This is a genomic window from Nocardia gamkensis NBRC 108242 (assembly GCF_001612985.1).
GTDB classification, from domain to species: Bacteria; Actinomycetota; Actinomycetes; order Mycobacteriales; family Mycobacteriaceae; genus Nocardia; species Nocardia gamkensis.
Window position 1 is genome coordinate 71,035 of the sequence record NZ_BDBM01000029.1, and the last position, 21,933, is coordinate 92,967.

At 71.4% G+C, this 21,933-nt stretch carries 17 protein-coding genes; 9 read left to right on the top strand and 8 right to left on the bottom strand.

Annotated elements, in window-relative coordinates; translation table 11 throughout:
* Positions 1–158: 158 nt before the first annotated feature.
* Both NG1_RS22535 and NG1_RS22540 read left to right on the top strand, forming a co-directional pair.
* Entirely contained in the window at positions 159–1,664 is a 1,506-nt protein-coding gene (locus NG1_RS22535) for a sensor histidine kinase (RefSeq protein WP_062973908.1), read from the top strand.
* On the top strand, positions 1,661–2,365 hold the full coding sequence (locus NG1_RS22540; RefSeq protein WP_040869265.1) for a response regulator: 705 nt from the start codon (positions 1,661–1,663) through the stop codon (positions 2,363–2,365). Before NG1_RS22535 ends, NG1_RS22540 begins: the two co-directional genes overlap by 4 nt.
* Here NG1_RS22540 and NG1_RS22545 read toward each other — a convergent pair whose 3' ends face one another.
* The 3 genes from NG1_RS22545 to NG1_RS22555 all read right to left on the bottom strand — a co-directional run bounded on the left by NG1_RS22545 (position 2,366) and on the right by NG1_RS22555 (position 5,990).
* Positions 2,366–3,667, bottom strand: coding sequence for a cytochrome P450 (locus tag NG1_RS22545; RefSeq protein WP_062973837.1), 1,302 nt, complete (start codon positions 3,665–3,667; stop codon positions 2,366–2,368).
* A 103-nt stretch (positions 3,668–3,770) separates the two neighbouring features.
* On the bottom strand, positions 3,771–4,493 hold the full coding sequence (locus NG1_RS22550; RefSeq protein WP_040869268.1) for a TIGR03089 family protein: 723 nt from the start codon (positions 4,491–4,493) through the stop codon (positions 3,771–3,773).
* A gap of 3 nt (positions 4,494–4,496) precedes the next feature.
* Complete coding sequence (locus NG1_RS22555) at positions 4,497–5,990, bottom strand: LCP family protein (RefSeq protein ID WP_168434227.1); 1,494 nt, start codon at positions 5,988–5,990, stop codon at positions 4,497–4,499.
* A gap of 171 nt (positions 5,991–6,161) precedes the next feature.
* On the opposite strand from NG1_RS22555, the gene rfbD reads away from it, so the two are divergent.
* From rfbD to manB, 3 genes are all read left to right on the top strand, one after another.
* A complete protein-coding gene (rfbD, locus tag NG1_RS22560) occupies positions 6,162–7,031 on the top strand; it encodes a dTDP-4-dehydrorhamnose reductase (protein WP_062973838.1) in 870 nt (289 codons plus the stop codon).
* Positions 7,032–7,111: 80 nt separating this feature from the next.
* On the top strand, positions 7,112–8,008 hold the full coding sequence (locus NG1_RS22565; RefSeq protein WP_040869272.1) for a glycosyltransferase family 2 protein: 897 nt from the start codon (positions 7,112–7,114) through the stop codon (positions 8,006–8,008).
* Between the two features lie 44 nt (positions 8,009–8,052).
* Complete coding sequence (gene manB / locus NG1_RS22570; protein WP_040869274.1) at positions 8,053–9,132, top strand: mannose-1-phosphate guanylyltransferase; 1,080 nt, start codon at positions 8,053–8,055, stop codon at positions 9,130–9,132.
* Between the two features lie 99 nt (positions 9,133–9,231).
* On the opposite strand, the gene NG1_RS22575 is transcribed toward manB, so the two are convergent.
* Positions 9,232–10,827 carry a carboxylesterase/lipase family protein gene (locus NG1_RS22575; RefSeq protein ID WP_084499108.1) on the bottom strand — a complete coding sequence of 532 codons (1,596 nt, stop codon included), beginning with the start codon at positions 10,825–10,827 and terminating at the stop codon, positions 9,232–9,234.
* 311 nt (positions 10,828–11,138) lie between these two features.
* Here NG1_RS22575 and NG1_RS35845 point away from each other — a divergent pair, with 311 nt between their 5' ends.
* Positions 11,139–11,366, top strand: coding sequence for an FmdB family zinc ribbon protein (locus NG1_RS35845; protein ID WP_084499109.1), 228 nt, complete (start codon positions 11,139–11,141; stop codon positions 11,364–11,366).
* Between the two features lie 15 nt (positions 11,367–11,381).
* Here the strand turns inward: NG1_RS35845 and NG1_RS22580 are convergent, their stop codons facing one another.
* The 4 genes from NG1_RS22580 to NG1_RS22595 all read right to left on the bottom strand — a co-directional run bounded on the left by NG1_RS22580 (position 11,382) and on the right by NG1_RS22595 (position 15,122).
* Positions 11,382–11,657 carry an Rdx family protein gene (locus NG1_RS22580; RefSeq protein WP_040869283.1) on the bottom strand — a complete coding sequence of 92 codons (276 nt, stop codon included), beginning with the start codon at positions 11,655–11,657 and terminating at the stop codon, positions 11,382–11,384.
* 18 nt (positions 11,658–11,675) lie between these two features.
* Positions 11,676–12,065 (bottom strand): YchJ family protein, encoded by a 390-nt coding sequence (locus NG1_RS22585; RefSeq protein WP_062973840.1) that lies wholly within the window; start codon positions 12,063–12,065, stop codon positions 11,676–11,678.
* Between the two features lie 116 nt (positions 12,066–12,181).
* Positions 12,182–12,670 carry a hypothetical protein gene (locus NG1_RS22590; RefSeq protein ID WP_084499110.1) on the bottom strand — a complete coding sequence of 163 codons (489 nt, stop codon included), beginning with the start codon at positions 12,668–12,670 and terminating at the stop codon, positions 12,182–12,184.
* Positions 12,671–12,677: 7 nt separating this feature from the next.
* Positions 12,678–15,122: an AAA family ATPase gene (locus NG1_RS22595; protein ID WP_062973842.1), complete on the bottom strand. Its 2,445-nt coding sequence runs from the start codon at positions 15,120–15,122 to the stop codon at positions 12,678–12,680.
* Positions 15,123–15,555: 433 nt separating this feature from the next.
* On the opposite strand from NG1_RS22595, the gene NG1_RS22600 reads away from it, so the two are divergent.
* Genes NG1_RS22600 through NG1_RS22610 form a run of 3 tightly spaced genes read left to right on the top strand, consistent with a single transcriptional unit; the run spans position 15,556 to position 21,826 of the window.
* Complete coding sequence (locus NG1_RS22600) at positions 15,556–18,423, top strand: SWIM zinc finger family protein (RefSeq protein ID WP_062973844.1); 2,868 nt, start codon at positions 15,556–15,558, stop codon at positions 18,421–18,423.
* Positions 18,420–19,520, top strand: a complete 1,101-nt coding sequence (locus NG1_RS22605) for an ATP-binding protein (protein ID WP_062973846.1) — start codon at positions 18,420–18,422, stop codon at positions 19,518–19,520. Before NG1_RS22600 ends, NG1_RS22605 begins: the two co-directional genes overlap by 4 nt.
* The gene (locus NG1_RS22610; RefSeq protein WP_062973848.1) at positions 19,517–21,826 is read left to right on the top strand and encodes a DUF5682 family protein; all 2,310 of its coding nucleotides are present in this window, start codon (positions 19,517–19,519) and stop codon (positions 21,824–21,826) included. The genes NG1_RS22605 and NG1_RS22610 overlap by 4 nt, the downstream gene beginning before the upstream one ends.
* Positions 21,827–21,933: the final 107 nt, after the last annotated feature.

Below are 21,933 nucleotides of genomic sequence, written 5' to 3' on the forward strand. Positions count from 1 at the left end.
GCGAACTGACTCACGCCTTCCAGGCAGAATGATGGTCGGCCGGGTGATCCCGGTCACTGTTTGGTGCATTACGTTCAGCGGAGGCAGAGCTTGTGAGACGCGGTCGGCTCTCCCTCGCCGGGCAGGCGTTCGTCTTCCAGTTGGTCGTACTCGCGGTGATGATCGCGATCGGTGTGGTGCTCGCGGTCCTGGACGCCAGGCACGACAGCGACGTCACCACCACCAGGGAGGTCACCGACGTCGCGGTGAGCGTGGCCGACGCGCCCTCCACCATCGAGGCGCTGCGCGGCGCGGATCCGACGGCGCGATTGCAGCCGGTGACCGAGGAGATCCGGCACGAGACCGGCATGGACTTCATCGTGGTCATGGCGCCGGACCGCACGCGCTATACGCACACCAATCCGGCCATGATCGGGCTGCCGTTCAGCGGCACCATCGATCGCGCGCTGGCCGGGGAGACCTTCACCGAGACCTTCACCGGCACACTGGGCCCCTCCATCCGGGCGGTGACTCCGGTGCACGACAACGGGCGGATCGTCGCCTTGGTCTCCGCGGGCGTGACGCGGGCGAAGATCGGCGACCAGGTAGCCACCCAGCTCCCGGTGATCCTCGGCGTCGCCGGCGCGGGTCTGTTGCTGGCCGCGGGCGGATCGTTCCTGCTCAGCCGCAGGTTACGGCGCCAGACCCACGGCTTGGCGCCCGACGAACTGCGCGCGATGTACGAACACCACGACGCGGTCCTGCACTCGGTGCACGAGGGCCTGGTGGTGTTCGGGCCCTCCGGCGAGGACGCCGAGGTGGTCAACGACGAGGCGCGCCGCCTGCTCGACCTGCCCCCGGGCGACGTCCGGCGCAGCGATCTCCCGCTGTCGTTGCAGCGGATGAGCTGGGGCACCGTCCGTGACGAGATGCACGTGACAACCGACCGGATCCTGCTGGTCAACCAGGACACCGTGGAGTGGGATGGCCGGGCGATCGGCACCGTGATGACCATCCGCGACCACACCGAATTGCAGTCGGTGATGGGCGAACTCGATTCCGTGCGCGGCTTCGCGGCATCGTTGCAGGCGCAGGCGCACGAATCCGCCAACCGTTTGCACACCGTGGTCACCATGGTCGAGCTCGGCCGCCACCGGGAGGCGGTCGAGTTCGCCACCGCGGAACTCGAACTGTCCCAGTCGTTGATCGACCGGCTGTTCGCCGCGGTGGGCGCGCCCGCCCTGGCCGCGCTGCTACTCGGCAAGGTGAATCAGGCCGCCGAACGCGGCATCGAGCTGACGATCACCGACGACACCGCGCTCGACTCGGTGGACCCGCTGTCCCAGCACGAGACCGTCACGCTCGTGGGCAATCTCGTCGACAACGCCATCGATGCCGCGGCGGACAGTACGTCCGGCTGGGTGGAGGTCACCTTGCGACACCAGCGCGCGGACGCCACGGACGAGTCCCTGCTCTACATCCGGGTGGCCGACAGCGGCCCCGGCATGTCGGAGGAGATGTTCGCGCGCGCGTCCCAGCGGGGCTATTCGACCAAGACCGACCACCACGGGCTGGGACTCGCGCTGGTCCACCGGCTGGTGGCCCGCCACGGGGGAAGCATCCGCACGCAACGGGACCCCGAAAGCGCGGTGACCGTGACGATTCCACGGAAGGAAGCACGATGATTCGTGTGCTGATCGTCGAGGACGAGCCGCTGATCGCCGAGGCGCACCGCGCCTATGTGGAGCGCATCGCCGGATTCACGCCCGTCGGCGTCGTCCATACCGGGCGCGAGGCGATGCGCGCGGCGGCCGACGCCGCGGCCGAGGGCACGCCGATCGACCTGGTGCTGATGGACATCGGCCTGCCGGACGCGAGCGGCCTCGACGTGGCCGCCGCGCTGACCGGCCTGGCGCCGCGCCCGGACGTCATCGCCATCACCTCCGCCCGCGACCTGGCCATGGTGCGCACCGCCGTATCGCACGGGGTCGTGCTGTATCTGCTGAAGCCGTTCACCTTCGCCGCGTTCCGCGACAAGCTCGAGCGGTATCGGGAGTTCCGCACGGCACTTCCGGCCGGTGAGAGCGCCATCTCCCAGCACGACATCGATCGGGCGCTGAGCGCGCTGCGCACCCCCGACCAGCGCGCGGCCACCCCCAAGGGCGTCGCGCCGCAGACCCTCGACGAGATCTCCCGCACCGTGCGTGCGGCCGAAGCCGAGGGCGTGACGGCCGCGGACACCGCGACCTCGATCGGCGTCTCGCGCATCACCGCATGGCGCTACCTGGAGAAATTGGCCGACGACGGACTGGTCGTGCGCCGCTCGGACTACGGAAGGGCCGGACGCCCGAAGACCCGCTACGTATGGAAGACCACGACCGGCTGATCAGACCGGCTCCGCCGCCTGTGCGCGCTGACCGAGGCGCACCGGCATCCGCTCGTAGCCGTGCAGGGTGAACAGCGCCCGGCGCTCGGGCGGACCGTCCAGGCGCAGGTCCGGAAAGCGCTCGAACAGGGCTTGCAGCGCGTAGACGCCTTCCATCCTGGCCAGACCGGCCCCGAGACAGACGTGCACGCCGCTGCTGAAGGACAGGTGCTCCTTGGCATTGGCCCGTCCGACATCGAACCGGCCGGGCTCGGCGAACATGGCCGGGTCGCGGTTGGCGCCGGCCAGCGACAGCACCACCGTGTTGCCCTTGCGCACTGTCATTCCGTCGATCTCCACGTCGGTCAGCGCGGTCCGCGCGGTGGTCTGCACCGGCGAGTCGAAGCGCAGGATCTCCTCGACGGCGTTGGGCCACAGCTCCGGGTCGTCGCGCAGCCGCTCCAGCTGATCCGGATGGGCCAGCAGTTGTGCGACACCGTTGCCGATCAGGTTGACCGTCGTCTCGAAACCGGCGCCCATGAGCAGGCTGGCGGTGGCCTTGAGCGCGTCGGAGTCCAGCTCACCGGCGGTGACCAGGCTGGAGAGGATGTCCTCGCCCGGCTCGCGGCGCAACCGTTCGATGTGCCCGTCGAGGTAGGCGTTCATCACCTCCATGGCCAGCAGTGCTCTGCGGTGCGCTCGCCACGGGATGCCGATGTCCAGCAGGGGCGTCATCCGATCGCCCCAGTCGAGGAATTTCGCCTTGTCCTCGTCGGGGAAGCCGAGCATCTCGGAGATGATCGCAATCGGCACCTGGGCGGCGAACGACCGGATCAGGTCCGCCGAACCGTGCGCGGGCAGCGCGTCCAGCAGTTCCTCGGTGACCGTCTCGACGCGGTCGCGCAGTCTGCGGATCGCGCGCGGGGTGAAGGCGGAGGCCACCGGCTTGCGCATCGCCGTGTGCTGCGGCGGATCGATCACCAGCATGGACGGCGGCTCGACCGGATTCGGCGGCAGCGGAAAGCGCTCGGCCAGCTTCTGTAGCGGCTTGGGGATGTTGAAGCTCTCCGTGGTGCGCACGCCGAAACGGCTGTCGCGCAGGATGGACCGGCACAGCTCGTGGTCGAAGGTCGCCCACGCGATCGAGGTGCGCAGCAGCCTGTGCTGCCCGCGCAACCGCTCGATCAGCGGATATGGGTCGTCGAAGCCCGCGGTCCCGCCCATCAATTCGGCGAACGGGTCACCGCGGCGCGCCTGCATGCGCAGGACGAGCCGAGGCGCGCCCTGCACGGACAACCAGCGGAACCAATACTGTGGCTTCATTGTCCAACCCCGTCGTCGTGCAATGACTCCACCGTACGGAACGCCACCGGGTTGTGGAACGTCCTCAGGTCGGATTCGGCGCTTATACCGTGGTAGGAGTCGCTCAGCCGCGCTGAGCGGTGACCCGCTCCGAGGTGATGCGCCGGTCGCGCAACGCCGGATCGGGGTTGACCACCTGCACCAGCGAGGCGCCCGCGGCGAGCACCGCGAGATATCCGTCGATCAGTTCGGCCGGAGTGTCCCACGGCGTGCTGGACAGCACCCGGTCCCCCTCGGCGAAGCCCTGGCGCATAGCTGATTTCCGCGCTTCGGCGAGCACTTCGGAGACCGGCATGCCGTCCAGCGCGACACCGGCGCCGCGGGGCAGGAATTGGTCGCCGTGCACGCGTACCGAGGTGGCGAAATCGGTGACTCCGATCGGCAGGTCGCGCACCGGGGAGCCCATGGCGTCCAGCGACAGCGCCGCGGCCTCGCCCGCGCCGTCGGCGTCGTCCAGGCGATCCGGGGTGACCAGGGCCAGATCGGCGTCCTCGTCGGGGCGCAGCACCACCTCGGTACCCGCCCACCAGCAGCCCAGCAGCACCGCCGCGGTCTGCCAGTGCGCCGGGAGCAAGACGGCGACCCGGGCCCCCGGGCTCAGGCCGAACTCGTCGCGAATCAGGTTGGCGGTCTTGGCCGCCCAGTTCGCCAGCGTCGCGCCGGACAGCTCGATGCGCGCTCCGGTGGCGTCGTCGTAGTAGGTGACCCGCGGGCCCGCGGGCTCGCGGGCGAGGATCGGATCGAGTACCGCTTCGGTGAGAGTGTGTGCCTGGTCGATATCACGCATGGTTCAGTTCACGCATTTCGGTCCGTTCTGGCCTGCGTCGATCGGTGGAGCGGGTGGGACTGGCGTGGCCGCGGTCGACGTTCCGGACAGATCGAACACCCGGCTCGCCGATGAGCCCGGACCAGAATAGTCGCTCGCCAGCACGACGCTCACCGCATCCGGGGACAGCGCCGGATCCGCGAGCACCGCCAGGCCGCCGAGCGCCTTGGCCACCGCCTGAGCCTTCGGGCTGGAAGTGTCCGCCGCGAGCACCCTGCTGCTGGTCACGCGGTTGCCGCTGTAGTTGGTCACCACGCCTTGACGGAATCCCTTGGTGTTGAGTGCCTGGGCCACCTCGGCCGCGAGTCCGCCGACGCCGCCCGCGTTGTAGACGCTGACGGTCACCGTCGCGGGGTCGAAGCCCGGCTCGGCGTTCCGCGGGGCCGGAGCGTCGCCCACCAGCGAGGCGATATAGGACCGGACCGCCTTCGGCTCGACCTTGACCACGGATTCGCCGTTGCCGGTCTCCCCGTTGAGGTCGGCGACCGGAATGGTCTCGAATTTCACCCGGCCGCCGGACAGATCCTTCAACCGCTGCAGGAACGCCAGCACGTCCCAGTCCTCGTCCAGCACGATGGTGCGCCCCACCGCGTCGCTGAGTTGCTGGAGCTTGAGCGGATTGGCCAGCGTCTTCGCGCTGAGCACCTGCTGCACCAGCTGGGCCATGAACACCTGCTGGCGCACGATGCGGTCGATGTCGCCGCGCGGCAGATCGTGGCGCTGGCGCACGAAACTCAGCGCTCGCGGCCCGTCCAGGCGCTGGCGCCCCGCGGGGAATCTGGCGCCGGACATCCATTCGTCCACCGGGTTCTTCAGGCACACCTCGACTCCGCCGACGGCGTCGGTGAGCAGCGCGAAGCCGAGCAGGCTGACCTCGGCGTAGTGGTCGACGGTGATGCCCGTGAGCCCGGCCACCGTCTTGATCAGCGCCTGCCTGCCCGCCTGCGTGGACTGCCGATCGGCGTCGGCGGCCGAGACCCCTTGATCGGTGAGCTTCTGGATCTGCATCGCCTTGGTCGCGCCGTAGGCCGAGTTGATCTTGCCCATGCCCAGGCCCGGAATGTTGACGTAGGAGTCGCGCGGGATCGAGATGGCGGTCGCCGAGCGCCCGTCGTTCGGCACGCGCAGCAGCACGATGGTGTCGGTGTTGGTGCCGACCTCGTCGCCCGCGTGCAGCATCGCGCGCTCGGCGTCCGACAGGGGGTTGCCGTGTGCGTCGGTGCGGCTGTCCACACCGACCAGCAAGATGTCCACCGCGCCGTCGCGATTACCGCCGAGGCCGAGATCGCCCAAGCGCTCGATGTCGGCGACCAGCGCGTCCACGCTGTGCCAGGCGAAACCGGTGAGCGCCAGCACGATCACGGCGGCGGCCACCGCGATCGAGCGCAGCGGCCCGAAGGCCGGGCCGCCGGATCCCCTCGTCCGCGACAACGCCGATGTGCCCCTCCGCTGCGACATCCCAATCCTCTCGCCGAAACTCGGTGTCATGGCGATGCGTGCGCAACCGATCCGCCACCATGGTTACCGCTCGCCCCGCCCGATTTCGGGATCCCCGATAGCTCAAGGCTATCGAACGGTTATCGCGAACGGCCGCAACCGCGCAATCGGCGGCGTGCCAGACTTGCGCCCGTGACCGACCCCACCGCGCCCGAGTCCACCGTCTCCGTCCGCCTCGTCGTCACGGGGGCGCACGGACAGGTGGGCCGGGAACTGCTGCGCCTGGCTCCGGCCGCCAGCGGCTACGGGCGCGCCGAACTCGACATCACCGACCCCGTCGCCGTGCGCGCGGTACTCGCGCCCGGCGACGTGGTGCTGAACTGCGCCGCCTACACCGCCGTGGACCGGGCCGAAACCGAAGCCGAAGCGGCGTACGCGGGCAACGCCACCGGACCGGCCGTGCTCGCCGAGGTCTGCGCCGACCTCGGTGCCCGGCTGATCCATCTGTCCACCGATTACGTCTTTCCAGGTACCCAGGATCGGCCGTACGACACTGCGGATGTGACGGGGCCGACGTCGGTGTACGGAGCGTCCAAGCTCGCGGGTGAACAAGCGGTGCTCAGCCGCTGCCCCGACGCGCACGTGGTGCGCACCGCGTGGGTATACACCGGGCGCGGTGGCGATTTCGTCGCCACCATGCTGCGGCTGGAGCGCGAACGCGACACCGTCGACGTGGTCGACGACGAGGTCGGCTCGCCCACCTACGCCGCTGATCTGGCCGCCGCGCTGTTGGAACTGGCGGACCGCCCGGATGCCCCCCGGGTGGTGCACGCCACCAATGCGGGGCGGGCCAGTCGATTCGAACTCGCCCGCGCGGTATTCGCGGGTATCGGCGCCGATCCGGGGCGCGTCCGCCCGTGCGACTCGTCCGCTTTTCCCAGACCCGCACGGCGCCCGGCGTATTCGGTGTTGTCGCCGCGGGCCTGGAACGATGCCGGGCTGCGCCCGCTGCGGGATTGGCGGACCGCGCTGGGGGACGCGCTGGCACGACGGTCCGGCTAGCGCGTACCTTCGCCTTCGCCGCGGCCTCGGGCGGACCATCGGCGAACGGAGTCCGGCTGCGCCCACTAGAGTTGCCTGTCGTGAGTGATTCCGATTCCGCGGCGCCCGCGGGCCTGGCCGTCGTCACGGTGACCTACTCGCCGGGTGAGCACCTCGAGCACTTCATCAGCACCCTCGCCGGGGCCACCGCGGAGAAGCCGCAGGTGATCCTCGCCGACAACGGGTCGGTGGACGGTGTGCCGGAGCTGGCCGCCGAGGCGAATTCGCACGTGCGGCTCCTACGCACCGGCGGCAACATCGGCTACGGCGGCGCGATCAACCGGGCGGTCGCGGAGATCGATCCGGACATCGAGTTCATCGTGATCGCCAACCCGGACATCCGCTGGGGCACCGATTCCATCGACAAGCTGCTAGCCGCCGCCAAGCGCTGGCCGCGCGCCGGTGCGCTCGGGCCGCTGGTGCTCGAGCCGGACGGCAGCGTGTACCCGTCGGCCCGCCGGGTGCCCGGCCTGCTCGACGGAGCCGGGCACGCGATCCTGGGCACGGTGTGGAAGTCCAACCCCTGGACCCGCCGGTACCGGCAGGAGAACGAGGAGATCTCCGAGCGGGCCGTCGGCTGGCTGTCGGGCTCGTGCCTGCTGGTACGACGCGCGGCATTCGACTCGATCGACGGATTCGACTCGCGCTACTTCATGTACATGGAGGACGTCGACTTCGGCGACCGGATGGGCAAGGCGGGCTGGCACAACGTGTTCGTGCCGGACGCCGAGGTGACCCACGCCAAGGGCCACGCGGCGGGCCGCCATCCCGAGGTCATGCTGCCCGCCCATCACGCCAGCGCCTACCGGTTCCAGGCCGACCGGCATCCGCACTGGTGGCAGGCTCCGCTGCGGCTGGCGTTGCGGGCCGGACTTGCGATCCGCTCGCGGATTGCGGTTCGATCTGCCCTGCGCCAGCAGGCGCGCGACGCCGGGTAACCGGCGGCGCAGGCGAGAAACGACCTTGTGAACAGGGGAGCTTGATGGCAGGAAATACAGGCACCGACGCGGTGATCCTGGTCGGCGGGCAGGGAACGCGGCTGCGCCCGCTGACCCTTTCGGCGCCCAAGCCGATGCTGCCGACGGCCGGGCTGCCGTTCCTGACCCATCTGCTCGCCCGCATCGCGGAGGCCGGGATCACCCATGTGGTGCTCGGCACGTCGTTCAAGGCCGAGGTGTTCGAGGAGCACTTCGGCGACGGCTCCGAGCTCGGCTTGGAGATCGAGTACGTCACCGAGACCGAGCCGCTGGGCACCGGCGGCGCCATCCGCAACGTGCTGCCCAAGCTGCGCGCGGACAACGTGATGGTGTTCAACGGCGACGTGCTGGGCGGCACCGATCTCGGCGCGGTACTCGACACCCACGAGTCGACCCGCGCCGACGTGACGCTGCACCTGGTCCGGGTCAGCGACCCGCGCGCGTTCGGCTGCGTGCCCACCGACGAGGACGGCCGGGTCACCGCGTTCCTGGAGAAGACCCAGGATCCGCCGACCGATCAGATCAACGCCGGATGCTACGTCTTCCGCCGCGAGTACATCGAGAAGATCCCGGCCGGGCGCCCGGTGTCGGTCGAGCGCGAGGTGTTCCCCGCGCTGCTGACCGAGGGCGCCCGCCTCCAGGGGTACGTCGACGCTTCCTACTGGCGCGACATGGGCACTCCCGAGGACTTCGTGCGCGGCTCCGCCGACCTGGTCCGCGGCATCGCGCCCTCCCCCGCCCTGCCCGGTCAGCGCGGTGAATCGCTGGTCCATCCCGGCGCGGGCGTCGCGCCGGGTGCGGTGCTCATCGGCGGGACGGTCGTCGGCCGCGGCGCCGAGATCGGCGCGGGCGCGCGCCTGGACGGCGCGGTGGTCTTCGACGGCGCGGTGATCGAGGCGGGCGCCACGGTCGAGCGCACCATCATCGGGTTCGGGGCGCGCATCGGCCCGCGGGCGCTCGTCCGCGACGGCGTCATCGGGGACGGCGCGCACATCGGCGCCCGCTGCGAACTGCTCCGCGGAGCGCGCGTCTGGCCCGGTGTGGTGATTCCCGACGGCGGCATCCGCTTCTCCACCGACGTCTGAGGCGCCTTCCGCTCGCCACGCCCAGGTGATCGTCCGGCGAATCCGGGCCGCACACGCCGTCCTGACCTCCACGCACGCGACGGTGCGAGAAGCAGCCGGTCAGGAGAAGCCGACGGCCTGTTGCCCCCAGGCGGTGTGCAGGTCGCGGTCGGGATCCTCGACCACGCGATCGACGCTGTCGATGAGCAGGGTGGCGCGGTCCGCGAGTCGGTAGGGCGGCCAGTGTTTGGAGCCGTCGAGCGCCGCGGGGACGCCGTGGGTGACGAAGGCCAGCCAGCGGCGCATCATGCGCCCGGAGACCTCCGTGGCCGCCTTGCGGCCGCCCAGCCAGAAGGTGGGGTCGCGGTTGATCGTGCCGAAATTGCCGAAGACATACGGCAATTCGGTGGCGTGACCCGCGCCGACCCGGGCCGCCCGCAACATCGGGGTGGCGTAGTCGAAGCGGTACATCCAGGTGGGCGAGTGCTCGGCGTGACCGTCGGCCACCCAGTGCGCGGGCATCCGGAACGCCGCGTCGGTGGACATCGCCAGCGCGCCGCGTGCCTTGTTCAGGTCCGGGTAGGCCGAGGTGATCTCGGCGATCCGCTCCGCGGACATCTCCGGGTGGCCCGCGGCGACGTCACGCAGCATCGCGTTCACCGCGTCCGGCGTCACCGGCATGATCGGCGAGCGCAGCAGCCGGAACAGCGACGCCTCGTCCTTGTTGGTGCCGATGATCAACGGCACCCGGTGCGATCGTCCGCGCTGGAACCGGTCGATCGGGTAGGTCGGCAGCAGATCGCCGTCGACCACGGGGGCCGCCGCCAGTCTGCCCGGCTCCTTCAGCGGTATCTCGTCGAGCAGGACGCCCGCCGCCGCCACGATCCGGTCGATCGGGCATTCCAGCAGTTCCTCGGCCCTGCTCGCGGGCAGTTCGATCAGCTCGAGGAAGCGCTGCGCCACCGTCGCGGCGCGCTCGGGCCCGAACACCGTGGTCGCGGGCGGGCTCTGCGCGATCGCCCGGTGGAACAAGCCGACCGCGCGCGGTGCGGTGAGCAGCGCGGTGACGCAACCCGCGCCGGAGGATTCGCCGAAGAGCGTGACGTTGCCGGGATCGCCGCCGAACGCGGCGATGTTCTCGCGCACCCACTCCAGTGCGGCGATCTGGTCGTGCAGGCCGAGGTTCGGCGCGAAGTCGTCGCCGAGCGAGGACAGGTCGAGGAAGCCGAGCGCGCCGAGCCGGTAGTTGACGCTCACCACCACGACGTCGCCGGTCGCGGCCAGCTTGCGCCCGTCGTAGATCTGCTGCGCTGCGGTGCCGAGGCAGTACGCTCCGCCGTGCAGCCAGACCATGACCGGGCGCGGTTCGGTTTCCGCGACCCGGGCGGGATCGCCGGTCTCGGGCCGCGGTGACCAGACATTGAGCCACAGGCAGTCCTCGCCCATGGTCAGGCCCGAATCGATGGGGACCATGGTGCCCATCGTCTGGGGCGCGATCTGCCCGAACGCGGTGCAGTCGCGCACTCCGTCCCACGGCCGCGGGGGCCGGGGGCGCGCGAACCGGGCCGGGCCGGCGGGGGCCGCGGCATACGGAATGCTGCGCCAGACGGACACCGCGCCCTCGCGCACGCCGCGTACGTCGCCGTGCACCGTTCGCGCGATGGGCTCGGCGGAACCGTCGGGACCGGGCACCGCCTCGGAGAATTGAGCACGCATCGCCGACCTCCTCATACTTCTTTTTCGAGAGTACGTCGAAGATCAGGTAGTCCACGTTGTGTTGCCGAGACATGGCCGCGTCGCCTGCGATTCATCCGCTGTTCAGGCACCTGTCCGGAGCCGCGATGTCGAATCGGTCACTGCGGCGGCCATCACTCGCCGCCGCCCTCGGTAGCCGCAACGGTGCTCCCGCTCGCTCCTTGCCATGATCGCGACGTCGTTCGACCGACGTTCGGATGTGCCGCGCGGCCGCGAACGTTTCGGCGCGGTCCGAGCCGAACGCAGCGCGGCGCGGCGCTTAAACTGAGCGGATGCCGAGTTACAGCTACCGGTGCCGCAGCTGCGGCGACACGTTCGAGGTTTCCCGCCCGATGGCCGAGGCGTCGGCGCCCGCGACCTGCCCGATCGGCCACGACGACACGGTCAAACTGCTGACCACCTTCGCCACCGTCTCACGGGGCGGCGGGAGCGCGCCCGCGCCGAGTCCGGCGGCGCCGCCCGCGGGTGGCGGTTGCTGCGGTGGCGGCTGCTGCGGCTGACTTCCCGGCGCGGTTTCAGTCGCGCCGGTCGGCGTGACCGAGGTCGCGCTCGGGTGCCACCCGGTCGCGCACCCGCTGCTTCAGCACCGCTATGTCGGGAAAGCCGCCGTCGGTCTTGCGCTCCCAGATCTGCTCGCCGTCGACGGTGATCCGGAAGATCCCGCCCGAGCCCGGCCGGAGCGCGACTTCGTCCAGGTCGGTGGCGAACGTGCTGAGCAATTCCTGCGCCATCCAGCTCGCCCGCAGCAGCCAGCGGCATTGGGTGCAGTACTCGATCGCGACGCGTGCCATGCCCGCCGACGCTACCGGTCAGTCGGCGTGCGTGCCGTCCAGGTACACCCAGGCGCCGTCGGATCGGGCGAATCGGCTGGTCTCGTGCAGCGTGCCGCGACCGTCCTCGTCCCGGTAGTGCGCGACGAACTCCACCGTTCCGGTGTCGTCGAACAGGCCACCGCGGTCGGTCCGAGTGACATCGAGGAACAGCCAGCGCTGGGCCGGGTCGAGGGTCAGATCGGCCGGTCGCGTCCGCGGATGCCAGGATCGCAGCAGGTAGGCCACATCTCCCACCGCGAACGCGGTGTAGCGCGAGCGCATCAACGCTTCGGCGGTGGCGGCGGGACGCTCGCCGCGAAGCACCGGACCACAACAGTCGTCGAAAGCCTCGCCACGCCCACAGGGGCAGCGCCGTGCTCCGCTCACGCCACGTCCTTTCCGGTCCGAGCAGCGCCGTCCATGGTCACGTTCGCTACCGCTTGTCCTGATCCGCTCCATCGTGCCGGTTCCGGCCGATCTTGCCGACAGACATCATCGCCGGGTCAATGCCGGCGCGCCTGCACCGCCGCCAGATCCGCCGCCAGGGCGACGGTCTGCTCCCGCCAGCGCCGCAGATCGGTGACGCTGGGCGCGAGCTCGTAGTCGTGGTGGTGTGCGGCGCGCGACAGCGCCGCCCAGAGCACGGCCACGCGCGCCGCCTCGTCCGGGCCCGCGAAGGCGCGCAGCGCGATCAGCTGCGCCCGCATCGGACAGCGGACCAGCGGTGGTGCCAGCCGCAGCCACAATTCGTCCACGGCTTGCTCCAAGGCGATCCGCAGAATCCAGGCCGTCGCCCGGGACCACAGCCCGCCCGCGTCGGTCACCGATCCGGCGAGCAGCAGATCGACCGTCTCCAGCCGCTCGGCGACCGACGGCCGATTCCCGCGCGGCCGGTGCGCTCCGTCGTTCCGCCCGCGCTGCCCGGGCCGGGACGCGCTGCCACCGGCCGCGGGGCCGCGACGTGCGCCGACCGGCCGACGCCGTCCGCTCATCGGCGCCTCACCGGGCCAGCCACGCGACGAATTTCTCGGTCTCGCCGATCAACTCGCGCATGTCGCGCCCGATCGGCACGTGCGCGCCCGCCGTGGCGTCGCGCAGTGCGTCCACCACCCACCGTCCTTCCGCCGCGATGAGGTTCTTGTTCAGATCGTCGACCTTGCTGCCGACCCCGAAGACCGCCAGCGCCACCTTCGCCCTGGTGGACTGCGCGGCGTCGATGTGGCGCTCCACCTCGCGGTGATTCATGCCCGCGGCGAGCAGCGTGCGCCGTGCCCTCGCCAGGCTGGCCGCCTCCACCGCGGAACGGCAGCACGTGGCCACCAGTTCGTCGGCGATCGCCGCGGGCAGCTGCGGGGTGCGCACCAGGGCGCGGGCGTCGTCCAGATAGCGGCGGATCGGATCGCTGGACACCCGCACCTCGACCACCGAGCGGTCGCGCCGCTGCACCTCGAGCACGGTCGCGTCCAGCTGCATCCGCCGCACCGCCTCGGCGAGGCGCTCGTCATGGGTGAAGACCACCACCTGACGGGTCCAGGCCACCGTGGCGAGCACCTGGGCCAAGCCGTCCACCTTGGCCGGGTCCATCGCCTGCACCGGGTCGTCGATCATGACGAAGCGGAACGGGCTCTGCTCCACCGTGGCTCGCGGCAGGAACAGCGAGAGACCGAGCGCGTGCAACTCACCCTGGCTCATCACGCCGAGAGCTGCGCCGTCCACCTCGTCCACGGTGACGTCGAGCAGCACGCGGCGCGCGGTGCCCGCGTTGCCCTGCAATCGGATCGCGCCCAGTTCCACGTTGCTCTGCTGCCGCAGCGTGCGCCACACCCATCGGGCCGTCGTCTCCAGCGGCGTCATGCGCTCGCCGCGCAGGCCCGCGGTGGCCGACTTCAGCCAGTCCTCGGCCTTCTTCACCGTGCGCAGTTCCGCCGCGTGCGCGGCTACCTCGCGCGCGCCCTCCAGCCAGGCCACGATCCGCGGCACCAGCGGCGTCCACACCTCGTCCAGGCGGTCGAGTTCCTTGCGGGTGCCCTTCTGTAGCAGGTCGAGCTCGTCGACCAGCCGCGCGTGCGCGCTGCGCAGCCTGCCGGGCAGGTCCGGGGTGTATTCGGTGGCGGTCAGCGCGGCCCACTCCGCCCAGGCCTCGCGCACCGCCGTGGTGTCGACCGACGGAGGGTTGCGCGGGTCGAATTCCAATTCGGCGGGCACGAGGTCGGGAAGCGCCCGCGCGGCGCGCACGGCGTCGCCGAGTTCGATGCGGGCGGTGGTGAGCGCGTCCACCCGGGCGGCGAGTCGCTCGATGGCGGCATCGGTCTCGCGCACCCACGTCTCGTCCAATGCGCCGCGGCCGCACACCGGGCACGGACATGCTCCGCTCGCCGCCTGGTGCTCGCGGGCTTTGCGCAGCAGTTCGAGCAGACGCAGATCGGATTCGGCGTCTGCGGTCGTGCCCTCGGCGAGGGCCGCGCCACACACTTCCAGCCGGGTGGCCACCGCGTCGACTTCGGCGTCGTCGGGCAGCGCGAGCCGCACGATCGCGCGCAGGCCGTCCGGGCCGGCCGGATCGTCCACCACACCGAGCACTTCGCGGCCCACCGCGGCGAGATCGGGCTGGGCGGGCCGCAGCAAGCCGGCCACCCGGATCGCGCGGTCGTCGGCCACCGACGCGAGCAGTTCCAGCAGTTCCAGCCGTTCCTGACGCGAATCCCGCACGGCGCGTTCCAGTTCCAGGCGGCGCATCCGGATCCGTTCCTGCGCCAAGGTGAGTTCGTCCAGGCCGAGCAGCTGGTGCAGCGCGTCGAACAGATCACTCGGTTTCCCGTCCACCAGCGCGCCGAGTTCGCTGTAGGACAGGAAGGGGCGGTAGAGCTCGAGCTGGGCCGTCCACCGGTCCATGTCGAAATCCGTGGGCGCCGCGGGCGGATACCGCTGGGTCCAGTGCGCGTCCGGCAGGTCGGCGTCGGCAGCCCATTCCTTGGTGATGGTGAGCCGGGGCGCGTCACCGGCGGTGAGCATCTCCAGCTCGATCCGGGCGGCCGTGCCGTCGTGCAGGTTGCGCCAGCCTTCCCGCCAGGCCGCCGATCGCCCGTCCCACCGGCGGTTCCCGCCGGTCAGCGCCAATTCGGCGGCCTCGGCGAAACTGGATTTGCCGCTGCCGTTGCGGCCGACCACGAGGGTGAGACCAGGACCCGGCGGCAGCTGTAGCGTCGTCTCGGGACCTATGCCGCGGAATCCGCACACCCGGATGGCGCTCAGGAAGATCCCGGAGTGATCGAACGCCGTTGCCGCGTCGTCCGATTCGGCGGCGCCGAGGGCGCGCAGCACGGTCCGCGTGACCGAGGGCGTGACCGCCGGATCCTCGGCGAGGCGCCGGGTGACCACCTCCGAGAGCCGGGGCGGCGCGTCCGCGGAGCCGGCGACCTGGACAGCGTCGGGATCCAGGCGCATGCGAAAAATCCCCTCCACCATCGAGCCGCCACACGTCCTCCGACCCCGTGCGCGGCGCCTGTCGAAGCTGTGCGAAACGCTACCCGATGGCATCGGGATCGCCCACCGCACCCAGGCGAATCTGCCCGCGGGGATGGATATGGTCATCGAAACGCCTGCGCCGCGTCTCGATGTCCACCCCTCGCCAACCCCGGCGGGCAGCTCGATGGTGTCAACACCCGTTCCGGGTGGCTCGGTCGAGCCGAACAGGACAGAATGCCAGAGCGCCACGATCGGCGCAAGATTCGTTCGGGTGGCGAATACGGCGCCGGGACAAGCCGTTCCGCGCGCGGCCGGGCACCGGTGGCGGCACTTGTCGGTGCGCTGCGGTAGAAATCCGGTCAACCGAGCAACGAAGGAAGGCGATGAGCCACCACCGAGCTGGAGCCTCCCGATGACGACGCCGTGGACCGAAGACCAGGTCACGGCGCTGGCGCCGGACGCGAATTCACTGTCCGCGGCCCGCAAGCTGGTGAGCCGCTGGCGCGAGTGCGGGCAGCACGGCACAGCGCTGTGGGGGCAGTGCCAGGGCAGCGGCGCCACGCCGTATCAGACGATCGTCGACCTGTCCGGCCCGGCATATCGGTGCTCCTGCCCGAGCCGCAAGTTTCCCTGTAAACACGCGCTGTCGCTGCTGCTGTGCTGGGCCGCGGGTGAGGTCGCCGTCGTTCCCGAGACCGCCGACTACGCGGCGTCGTGGATCGGCGGCCGTGCGGGGCGGGCCACCGCGGCCGCGGACCGGTCGCGCACCGCGAACCCGGCCACCGCCGAACAGCGGCGGGTGCGGGTGACGGCAGGCTTGGAGGAACTCGACGTCTGGCTCGGTGATCAGGTACGCACCGGGCTCGCGCAGGCCGATCGCTCGTATCGCGCCTTCGAGGCCGTGGCCGCCAGAATGGTCGACGCGCAGGCCCCCGGCCTCGCCTCCACCCTGCGCAGGCTCCCGGTCGCCATCGCCACCAGAACCGACTGGCCCGATGTGGTGCTGCGCGAGTACGCGCGGATGCACCTGCTGATCGCCGCGCACCGGCAGCTCGACTCGGTGGCTCCCGCGCTGCGCGCCAGCATCCGAACCCACGTCGGCTATCCCAACCCGGCCGAGGCGGTGCGCGCCGAACCTCCGGCCCGCGACCGATGGATGGTGTTCGGATCGCGGATCACCGAGGACGAGCGCCTCTACACCCGGCGGACTTGGCTGTACGGGAGGGCAAGCAGACGCTGGGCGCTGGTGGTCGACCATTCCTTCGGGGCCCCCGGCTTCCCCGCCGACGTTCCCGCGCTCGGGCAGATGGCCGACGCGCAGCTGCATTTCTATCCGGGCGCCGCACCGATGCGTGCACTGTGGGGGGAACGGCACAGCGCCGCCGAACCTTTCACCACACTGCCCACCGCCGACAGTCCCGCTACGATCGCCGCCGCGCTGGCCGCGCACGCGTCGGCGCTGGGCGCCGATCCGTGGTTGCGTTCCTGGCCGATGCTGTTGGCCGACGTGGTGCCCACCCGCACCGAACAAGGCTGGTACCTCACCGAATCCGACGGCACGGCGCTGCCGATCCGGCCGGGCGAGCAACCGTGGACACTACTGGCCGTCTCCGGTGGTCATCCGGTGACCGTGGTCGGCGAGTGGAGCGCCGACGGGCTGGAGCCGATTTCGGTGTTCACCGCCGGTGCGGTCGTCGACCTGGTGCGCACCGAGATATTCGGATCCGAAGCGTCCCACCCGCCCGTCGGGTCGACCGCAGGCGCGGACCTCACGTCCGTCGCCCTGCTGGGCACCGCACGCCGAGCACCGGATCTCGCCGCGCTCGCGCCGTCGATCGCGCGCGCGGCGAATCGATTGCCGAGCGATCCCGCAGTGCGGCTCCTCGAAACCGCCGCGCTGCAAGACCTTTTCCTCCGTGGCGGCCTCGAACCTGCCACCGCGGCCGCACCCGAGCCCGCCGCGGACGATCCGCGCCCGTCGTTGCCGCGCGCCGCGGCGGCACGCCTGTCCCGCATGCTGCGGGAGCGCTCGGCATTTCTTCCCGAATGGTTCGACGCGGCGCGGCCGCACGATTACCGGGCGCCGGACGCGCTCTGCGAGCAACTGCTCGAGCACGCGAAGATCAACGCCTCCTTGCGCGAGCCGCTGCTCCGGCTCGCGGGCGCCCGCGGCAGCTGGCTTGCGGCCCGGCATCCGGACTGGCGCGACCTGGTCCGGCAGCCGTCCACCGCGTCCGAGCGCCCCGCCGACACCTGGCTGTTCGGCCGGCCGCCCGAGCGCCGCGACTGGCTCGCCGAACTCCGGCGCGACGACGCGGGCGCGGCCAGGGCGGCACTGACCGCGGCGTGGCCGAAGGAAACCGGGCCGCTGAAGGCCGAACTGCTGGCCGTGCTCGCCGACCGGCTCGGCCCGGACGACGAGTCCCTGCTGGAAGCGGCGCTGGACGACCGGCGCGCGGACGTGCGCCGCACCGCCGCCGGACTGCTCGCCCTGCTGCCGGGATCGGCGTTCACCCAGCGGATGCGCGAGCGGGCGAACGCGTGGATCCGCGCCGAGCACCGGATGCTGCACACGAATGTGCTGCTCTCACTGCCGGATACGCTCGACGCCGCCGCACAGCGCGATGGGATCACCGACCGCACGACCGAATTCGCCTACCGCTGGAACGGCGCGCCCGACGTCTCCGCGGCCCGGCTCCGGCAGGTGGTCGCCGCCACCCCGCTCGCGCACTGGGCCGGTGTGCTCGGCACGCCGCAGCAGGCGGTGCGCGCCACGATCGACGACCGATTCCGGCAGCCGGTCTTCGACGGCTGGGTGGATGCCGCGCTGGCGCAACGCGATTCGGCGTGGGCGCGAGCGCTGTTCGACGCGGGTGTGCCCACGGACCTGGCGATGCTGCGCAGGCGAGAGCTGTTCGCGCTGCTGCCGCTGCCGGATCGGACCGCGCACCTGACGCGGCTGGACGGCTCGTGGCTCTCCGAGATCGAGGCGCTGCTGCCCGCGATGGGCCATCCGTGGCCGGAAGCGCTGGCCCAGCACGTGGTCCTGCTGCTGTTCGAGCGGGCGCGGGCGGCGGCGCGGCGTCCCGAGACGCACGGCGCCGCACCGAACGCGCACCGGTCGCTGCTCGCCGCGGCCGCGGTGCACCTTCCCGTCGCCGCCGCGGGCACACTGACCGCGGTGGCCCGCCGATGTGACGATCCCGCCTGGGAGCGGGCCTTCGATCAGCTCGCCCATGACCTCAACCACCGCTCGATGATGCTCGAGGAGCTGCAGTGACCACCACCGACCCGGCGCCGGATCTGCTGCGCCCCCACGCCGAACAGGCATACGCCGACGAGCTGCGCGCCCTCGCCGCCGCCGACGACCGGCCCCGCCCGCCGTCCTGGCGACTGTCGCCCTGGGCGGTGGTCACCTACCTGCTCGGCGGCTCCCTCCCCGACGGCACGGTGATCACCCCCAAGTACGTCGGCCCGCGCAGGCTCATGGAAGTGGCGGTCGCGACGCTGGCCACCGACCGGGCGCTGTTGCTGCTCGGTGTGCCGGGCACCGCCAAGACCTGGGTGTCGGAACATCTTTCCGCCGCCATCAGCGGTGCGTCGACGCTGCTGGTGCAGGGCACCTCGGGCACGGCCGAGGAGGCCATTCGCTACGGCTGGAACTACGCGCGGCTGCTCGCGGAGGGGCCGAGCGAGGCGGCGCTGGTGCCGTCGCCGGTGCTCACGGCCATGCGGGCGGGCTCAATCGCACGGCTCGAAGAGCTCACCCGCATCCCGTCGGACGTGCAGGACGCGCTGATCACCATCCTGTCCGAGAAGACCCTGCCGGTGCCCGAACTCGGCATGGAGGTGCAGGCCGCCAAGGGTTTCAACGTCATCGCCACCGCCAACGACCGCGACCGCGGGGTGAACGAGTTGTCCTCCGCGCTGCGCCGCCGGTTCAACACGGTGGTGCTGCCGCTGCCCGCGAGCGAGGACGAGGAGGTCGCCATCGTCAGCAGGCGGGTCGAGCAGCTCGGCGCCGCACTGGAACTGCCCACCGTGCCCGCGGCGGCCGAAGAGGTGCGGCGGGTTGTGCGGGTCTTCCGCGAGTTGCGCTCCGGCAGCACCGCCGACGGCCGGACCAAGCTCAAGTCGCCGTCCGGAACACTCTCCACGGCCGAGGCGATTTCGGTGATCACCAACGGGATCGCGCTCTCGGCACACTTCGGCGACGGCGTGCTGCGCGCCTCCGACATCGCGGGCGCGGTGCTCGGCTCGGTGATCAAGGATCCGGTGGCCGATGCGGTGGTGTGGACCGAGTACCTGGAGGCCGTGGTCCGTGAGCGCCCCGACTGGGCGGATTTCTACCGCGCCTGCCGTGAGGTCAGCGGGTGACCTCCGGCACCGAAACCGCCGCGACAACCAGGGTTTTCGGCATCCGCCACCATGGTCCGGGGTCGGCGCGCTCGCTGCGGCTGGCCTTGGCGGCCTTCCGGCCCGACATGATTCTCATCGAGGGGCCCGCGGACGCCGATCCGCTGGTGGGCCTCGTCGCCGCCGAAGGGATGTCCCCGCCGGTCGCGCTGCTGGCCTACGTGCCCGACGCACCCGCCAAGGCCGCGTTCTGGCCCTACGCGGTGTTCTCCCCCGAATGGCAGGCGCTGCGCTACGCCGTGGACAACGACGTGCCCGTGCGGTTCTGCGATCTGCCCGCCACCGTCACGCTCGCCACGGAGGACGAGCCCGGCGACCGGTTCGATCCGCTGGCCGCGCTCGCCGAGGCGGGCGGCTACGACGATGCCGAACGCTGGTGGGATGCCGTCGTCGAGACCGTCCCGGACGCCGACGCGTTCGAGGCGATCACCGAGGCGATGGGCGCGCTGCGCGAATCCGTCGAGCACTCGGGTGGCCAGGGCGACATGCTTGCGGACGATTCGGGGCCGGAGCCCGATTCGGTCGCGGAAGCGGTTGCCGAATCGCCGTCGCGCGAGTCACCATCCGAGCCACTCGTGGTCGACGCCCACACGCTGCGGCGCGAGGCCTATATGCGCCAGACGATGCGCAAGGCGCTCAAGGACGGAGCGAGGCGGCTTGCGGTGGTGTGCGGTGCGTGGCACGCACCCGCGCTCACCGGCGCGCTCGGTCCCGCCGCGCCGGACGCCCGGTTGCTCAAAGGTCTGCCGAAGAGCAAAGCCCGGCTCACCTGGGTGCCGTGGACGCATTCGCGGCTGTCCACGTCCTCCGGCTACGGCGCGGGGGTCACCTCCCCCGGCTGGTATCACCATCTGTTCACCGCGACCGAGCGGCCGATCGCCCGCTGGCTGACCAAGGTGGCCGGTGTGCTGCGTGCCCACGATCTGCCCGTCTCCAGCGCGCACGTCATCGAAGCCGTCCGGCTCGCCGACGCCCTCGCCGCGTTGCGCGCCCGGCCGCTCGCCGGTCTGTCGGAGGTCACCGAGGCCACGCGGTCGGTGCTGTGCGGCGGAGACGAGACGATGCTGCGGTTGGTGATCGGTGAACTCGTCGTCGGCGAGGCGCTCGGCGCCGTTCCGGAGCAGACGCCGACCGTGCCGCTGGACGCCGACCTGCGCGCCACCATCCGGTCGCTGCGGATGAAGCAGGAGCCATCGATCCGCACCGTCGACCTGGATCTGCGCAAGGAACGCGAGGTCGAGCGGTCGCGTCTGTTGCACCGGCTGCGGGTCCTGGACATCGAGTGGGGCACGCTCACCACCAGCGAGGTCCGCAGCACCGGCACCTTCCGGGAGACCTGGACGCTGCAATGGCATCCCGAGTACGCGATCTCGATCATCGAGGCCTCGCGCTGGGGCACGACCATCCGCAGCGCGGCGGAGTCGAAAATCCTCGACACCGCGAGCCGCGCCGACCGCTCGGTCGGCGAACTGACCGCCGCGCTGGAAGTCGCGCTGCTGGCCGACCTGGGCGGCGCCACGGACGGATTGATCGCCCGGCTGGAATCCACCGCGGCGCTCGACCACGACGTCACCCACCTGCTTGCCGCGCTGCCCGGCCTGATCCGGACGCTGCGTTACGGCGACGTGCGCGGCACCGACACCAAGGCGCTGGCCCATGTCGCCGACGGGCTGCTGGTGCGTATCTGCGCGGGCCTGTCGGCGGCGGTGACCGGATTGGACACCGACGCCGCCACCGAGCTGCGCGGTCTCCTGGACGCGGCGCACACCGCCATCCACACCAGGGACGACGACTGGGCCACCGGCGAGTGGCTGGCCGCGCTGCGCCGCGTCGCCGACCGCGACGACGTGCACGGCGCGCTGGTGGGGCGTGCCGTCCGTTTGCTCGCCGATGCCGGCCGCATCGACGACGCCGAAGCCGCGCGCAGACTCTCCGCGGCGCTGTCGGTGGGCGCCACCGCCGCGGCCAAGGCGGCGTGGATCGACGGGTTTCTCGGCGGTCGCGGTCTGTTGCTGGTGCACGACCGGGAACTGTTGCGGCTCATCGACGACTGGCTGCGCGGCCTCGGCGACGAGACCTTCGTCGAAACCCTGCCGCTGCTGCGCCGCACCTTCGGCGCGTTCGAATCGGGTGAGCGCCGCGCGATCGGGCAGGCGGTCCGCGACGGCGGATCCGTCGCCGCCGCGTCGGCCGTCGCGGGCGTCGACGTCGACCGGGCCACAGCCGCGGTGCGCACCGCGGCGGAGATCTTGGGGGTGACGGTATGAGAGGTCAGGACCGGAGGCGGCAGCGCAGCTCGATTACCGAGGCCCTCCGGCCCTGGCGGGAAGGACAGAGCATGAGTGATCAGGCAGCGCGGCGAGACGTCCGCGGA

Bases quoted from the DNA above. Each gene is read 5' to 3' on its own strand.
- NG1_RS22545 (WP_062973837.1), bottom strand. From the start codon at position 3,667: ATGAAGCCACAGTATTGGTTCCGCTGGTTGTCCGTGCAGGGCGCGCCT.
- NG1_RS22540 (WP_040869265.1), top strand. From the start codon at position 1,661: ATGATTCGTGTGCTGATCGTCGAGGACGAGCCGCTGATCGCCGAGGCG.
- NG1_RS22575 (WP_084499108.1), bottom strand. From the start codon at position 10,827: ATGCGTGCTCAATTCTCCGAGGCGGTGCCCGGTCCCGACGGTTCCGCC.
- NG1_RS22600 (WP_062973844.1), top strand. From the start codon at position 15,556: ATGACGACGCCGTGGACCGAAGACCAGGTCACGGCGCTGGCGCCGGAC.
- NG1_RS35845 (WP_084499109.1), top strand. From the start codon at position 11,139: ATGCCGAGTTACAGCTACCGGTGCCGCAGCTGCGGCGACACGTTCGAG.
- NG1_RS22550 (WP_040869268.1), bottom strand. From the start codon at position 4,493: ATGCGTGATATCGACCAGGCACACACTCTCACCGAAGCGGTACTCGAT.
- NG1_RS22535 (WP_062973908.1), top strand. From the start codon at position 159: ATGATCGCGATCGGTGTGGTGCTCGCGGTCCTGGACGCCAGGCACGAC.
- manB (WP_040869274.1), top strand. From the start codon at position 8,053: ATGGCAGGAAATACAGGCACCGACGCGGTGATCCTGGTCGGCGGGCAG.
- NG1_RS22590 (WP_084499110.1), bottom strand. From the start codon at position 12,670: ATGAGCGGACGGCGTCGGCCGGTCGGCGCACGTCGCGGCCCCGCGGCC.
- NG1_RS22555 (WP_168434227.1), bottom strand. From the start codon at position 5,990: ATGTCGCAGCGGAGGGGCACATCGGCGTTGTCGCGGACGAGGGGATCC.
- NG1_RS22580 (WP_040869283.1), bottom strand. From the start codon at position 11,657: ATGGCACGCGTCGCGATCGAGTACTGCACCCAATGCCGCTGGCTGCTG.
- NG1_RS22595 (WP_062973842.1), bottom strand. From the start codon at position 15,122: ATGCGCCTGGATCCCGACGCTGTCCAGGTCGCCGGCTCCGCGGACGCG.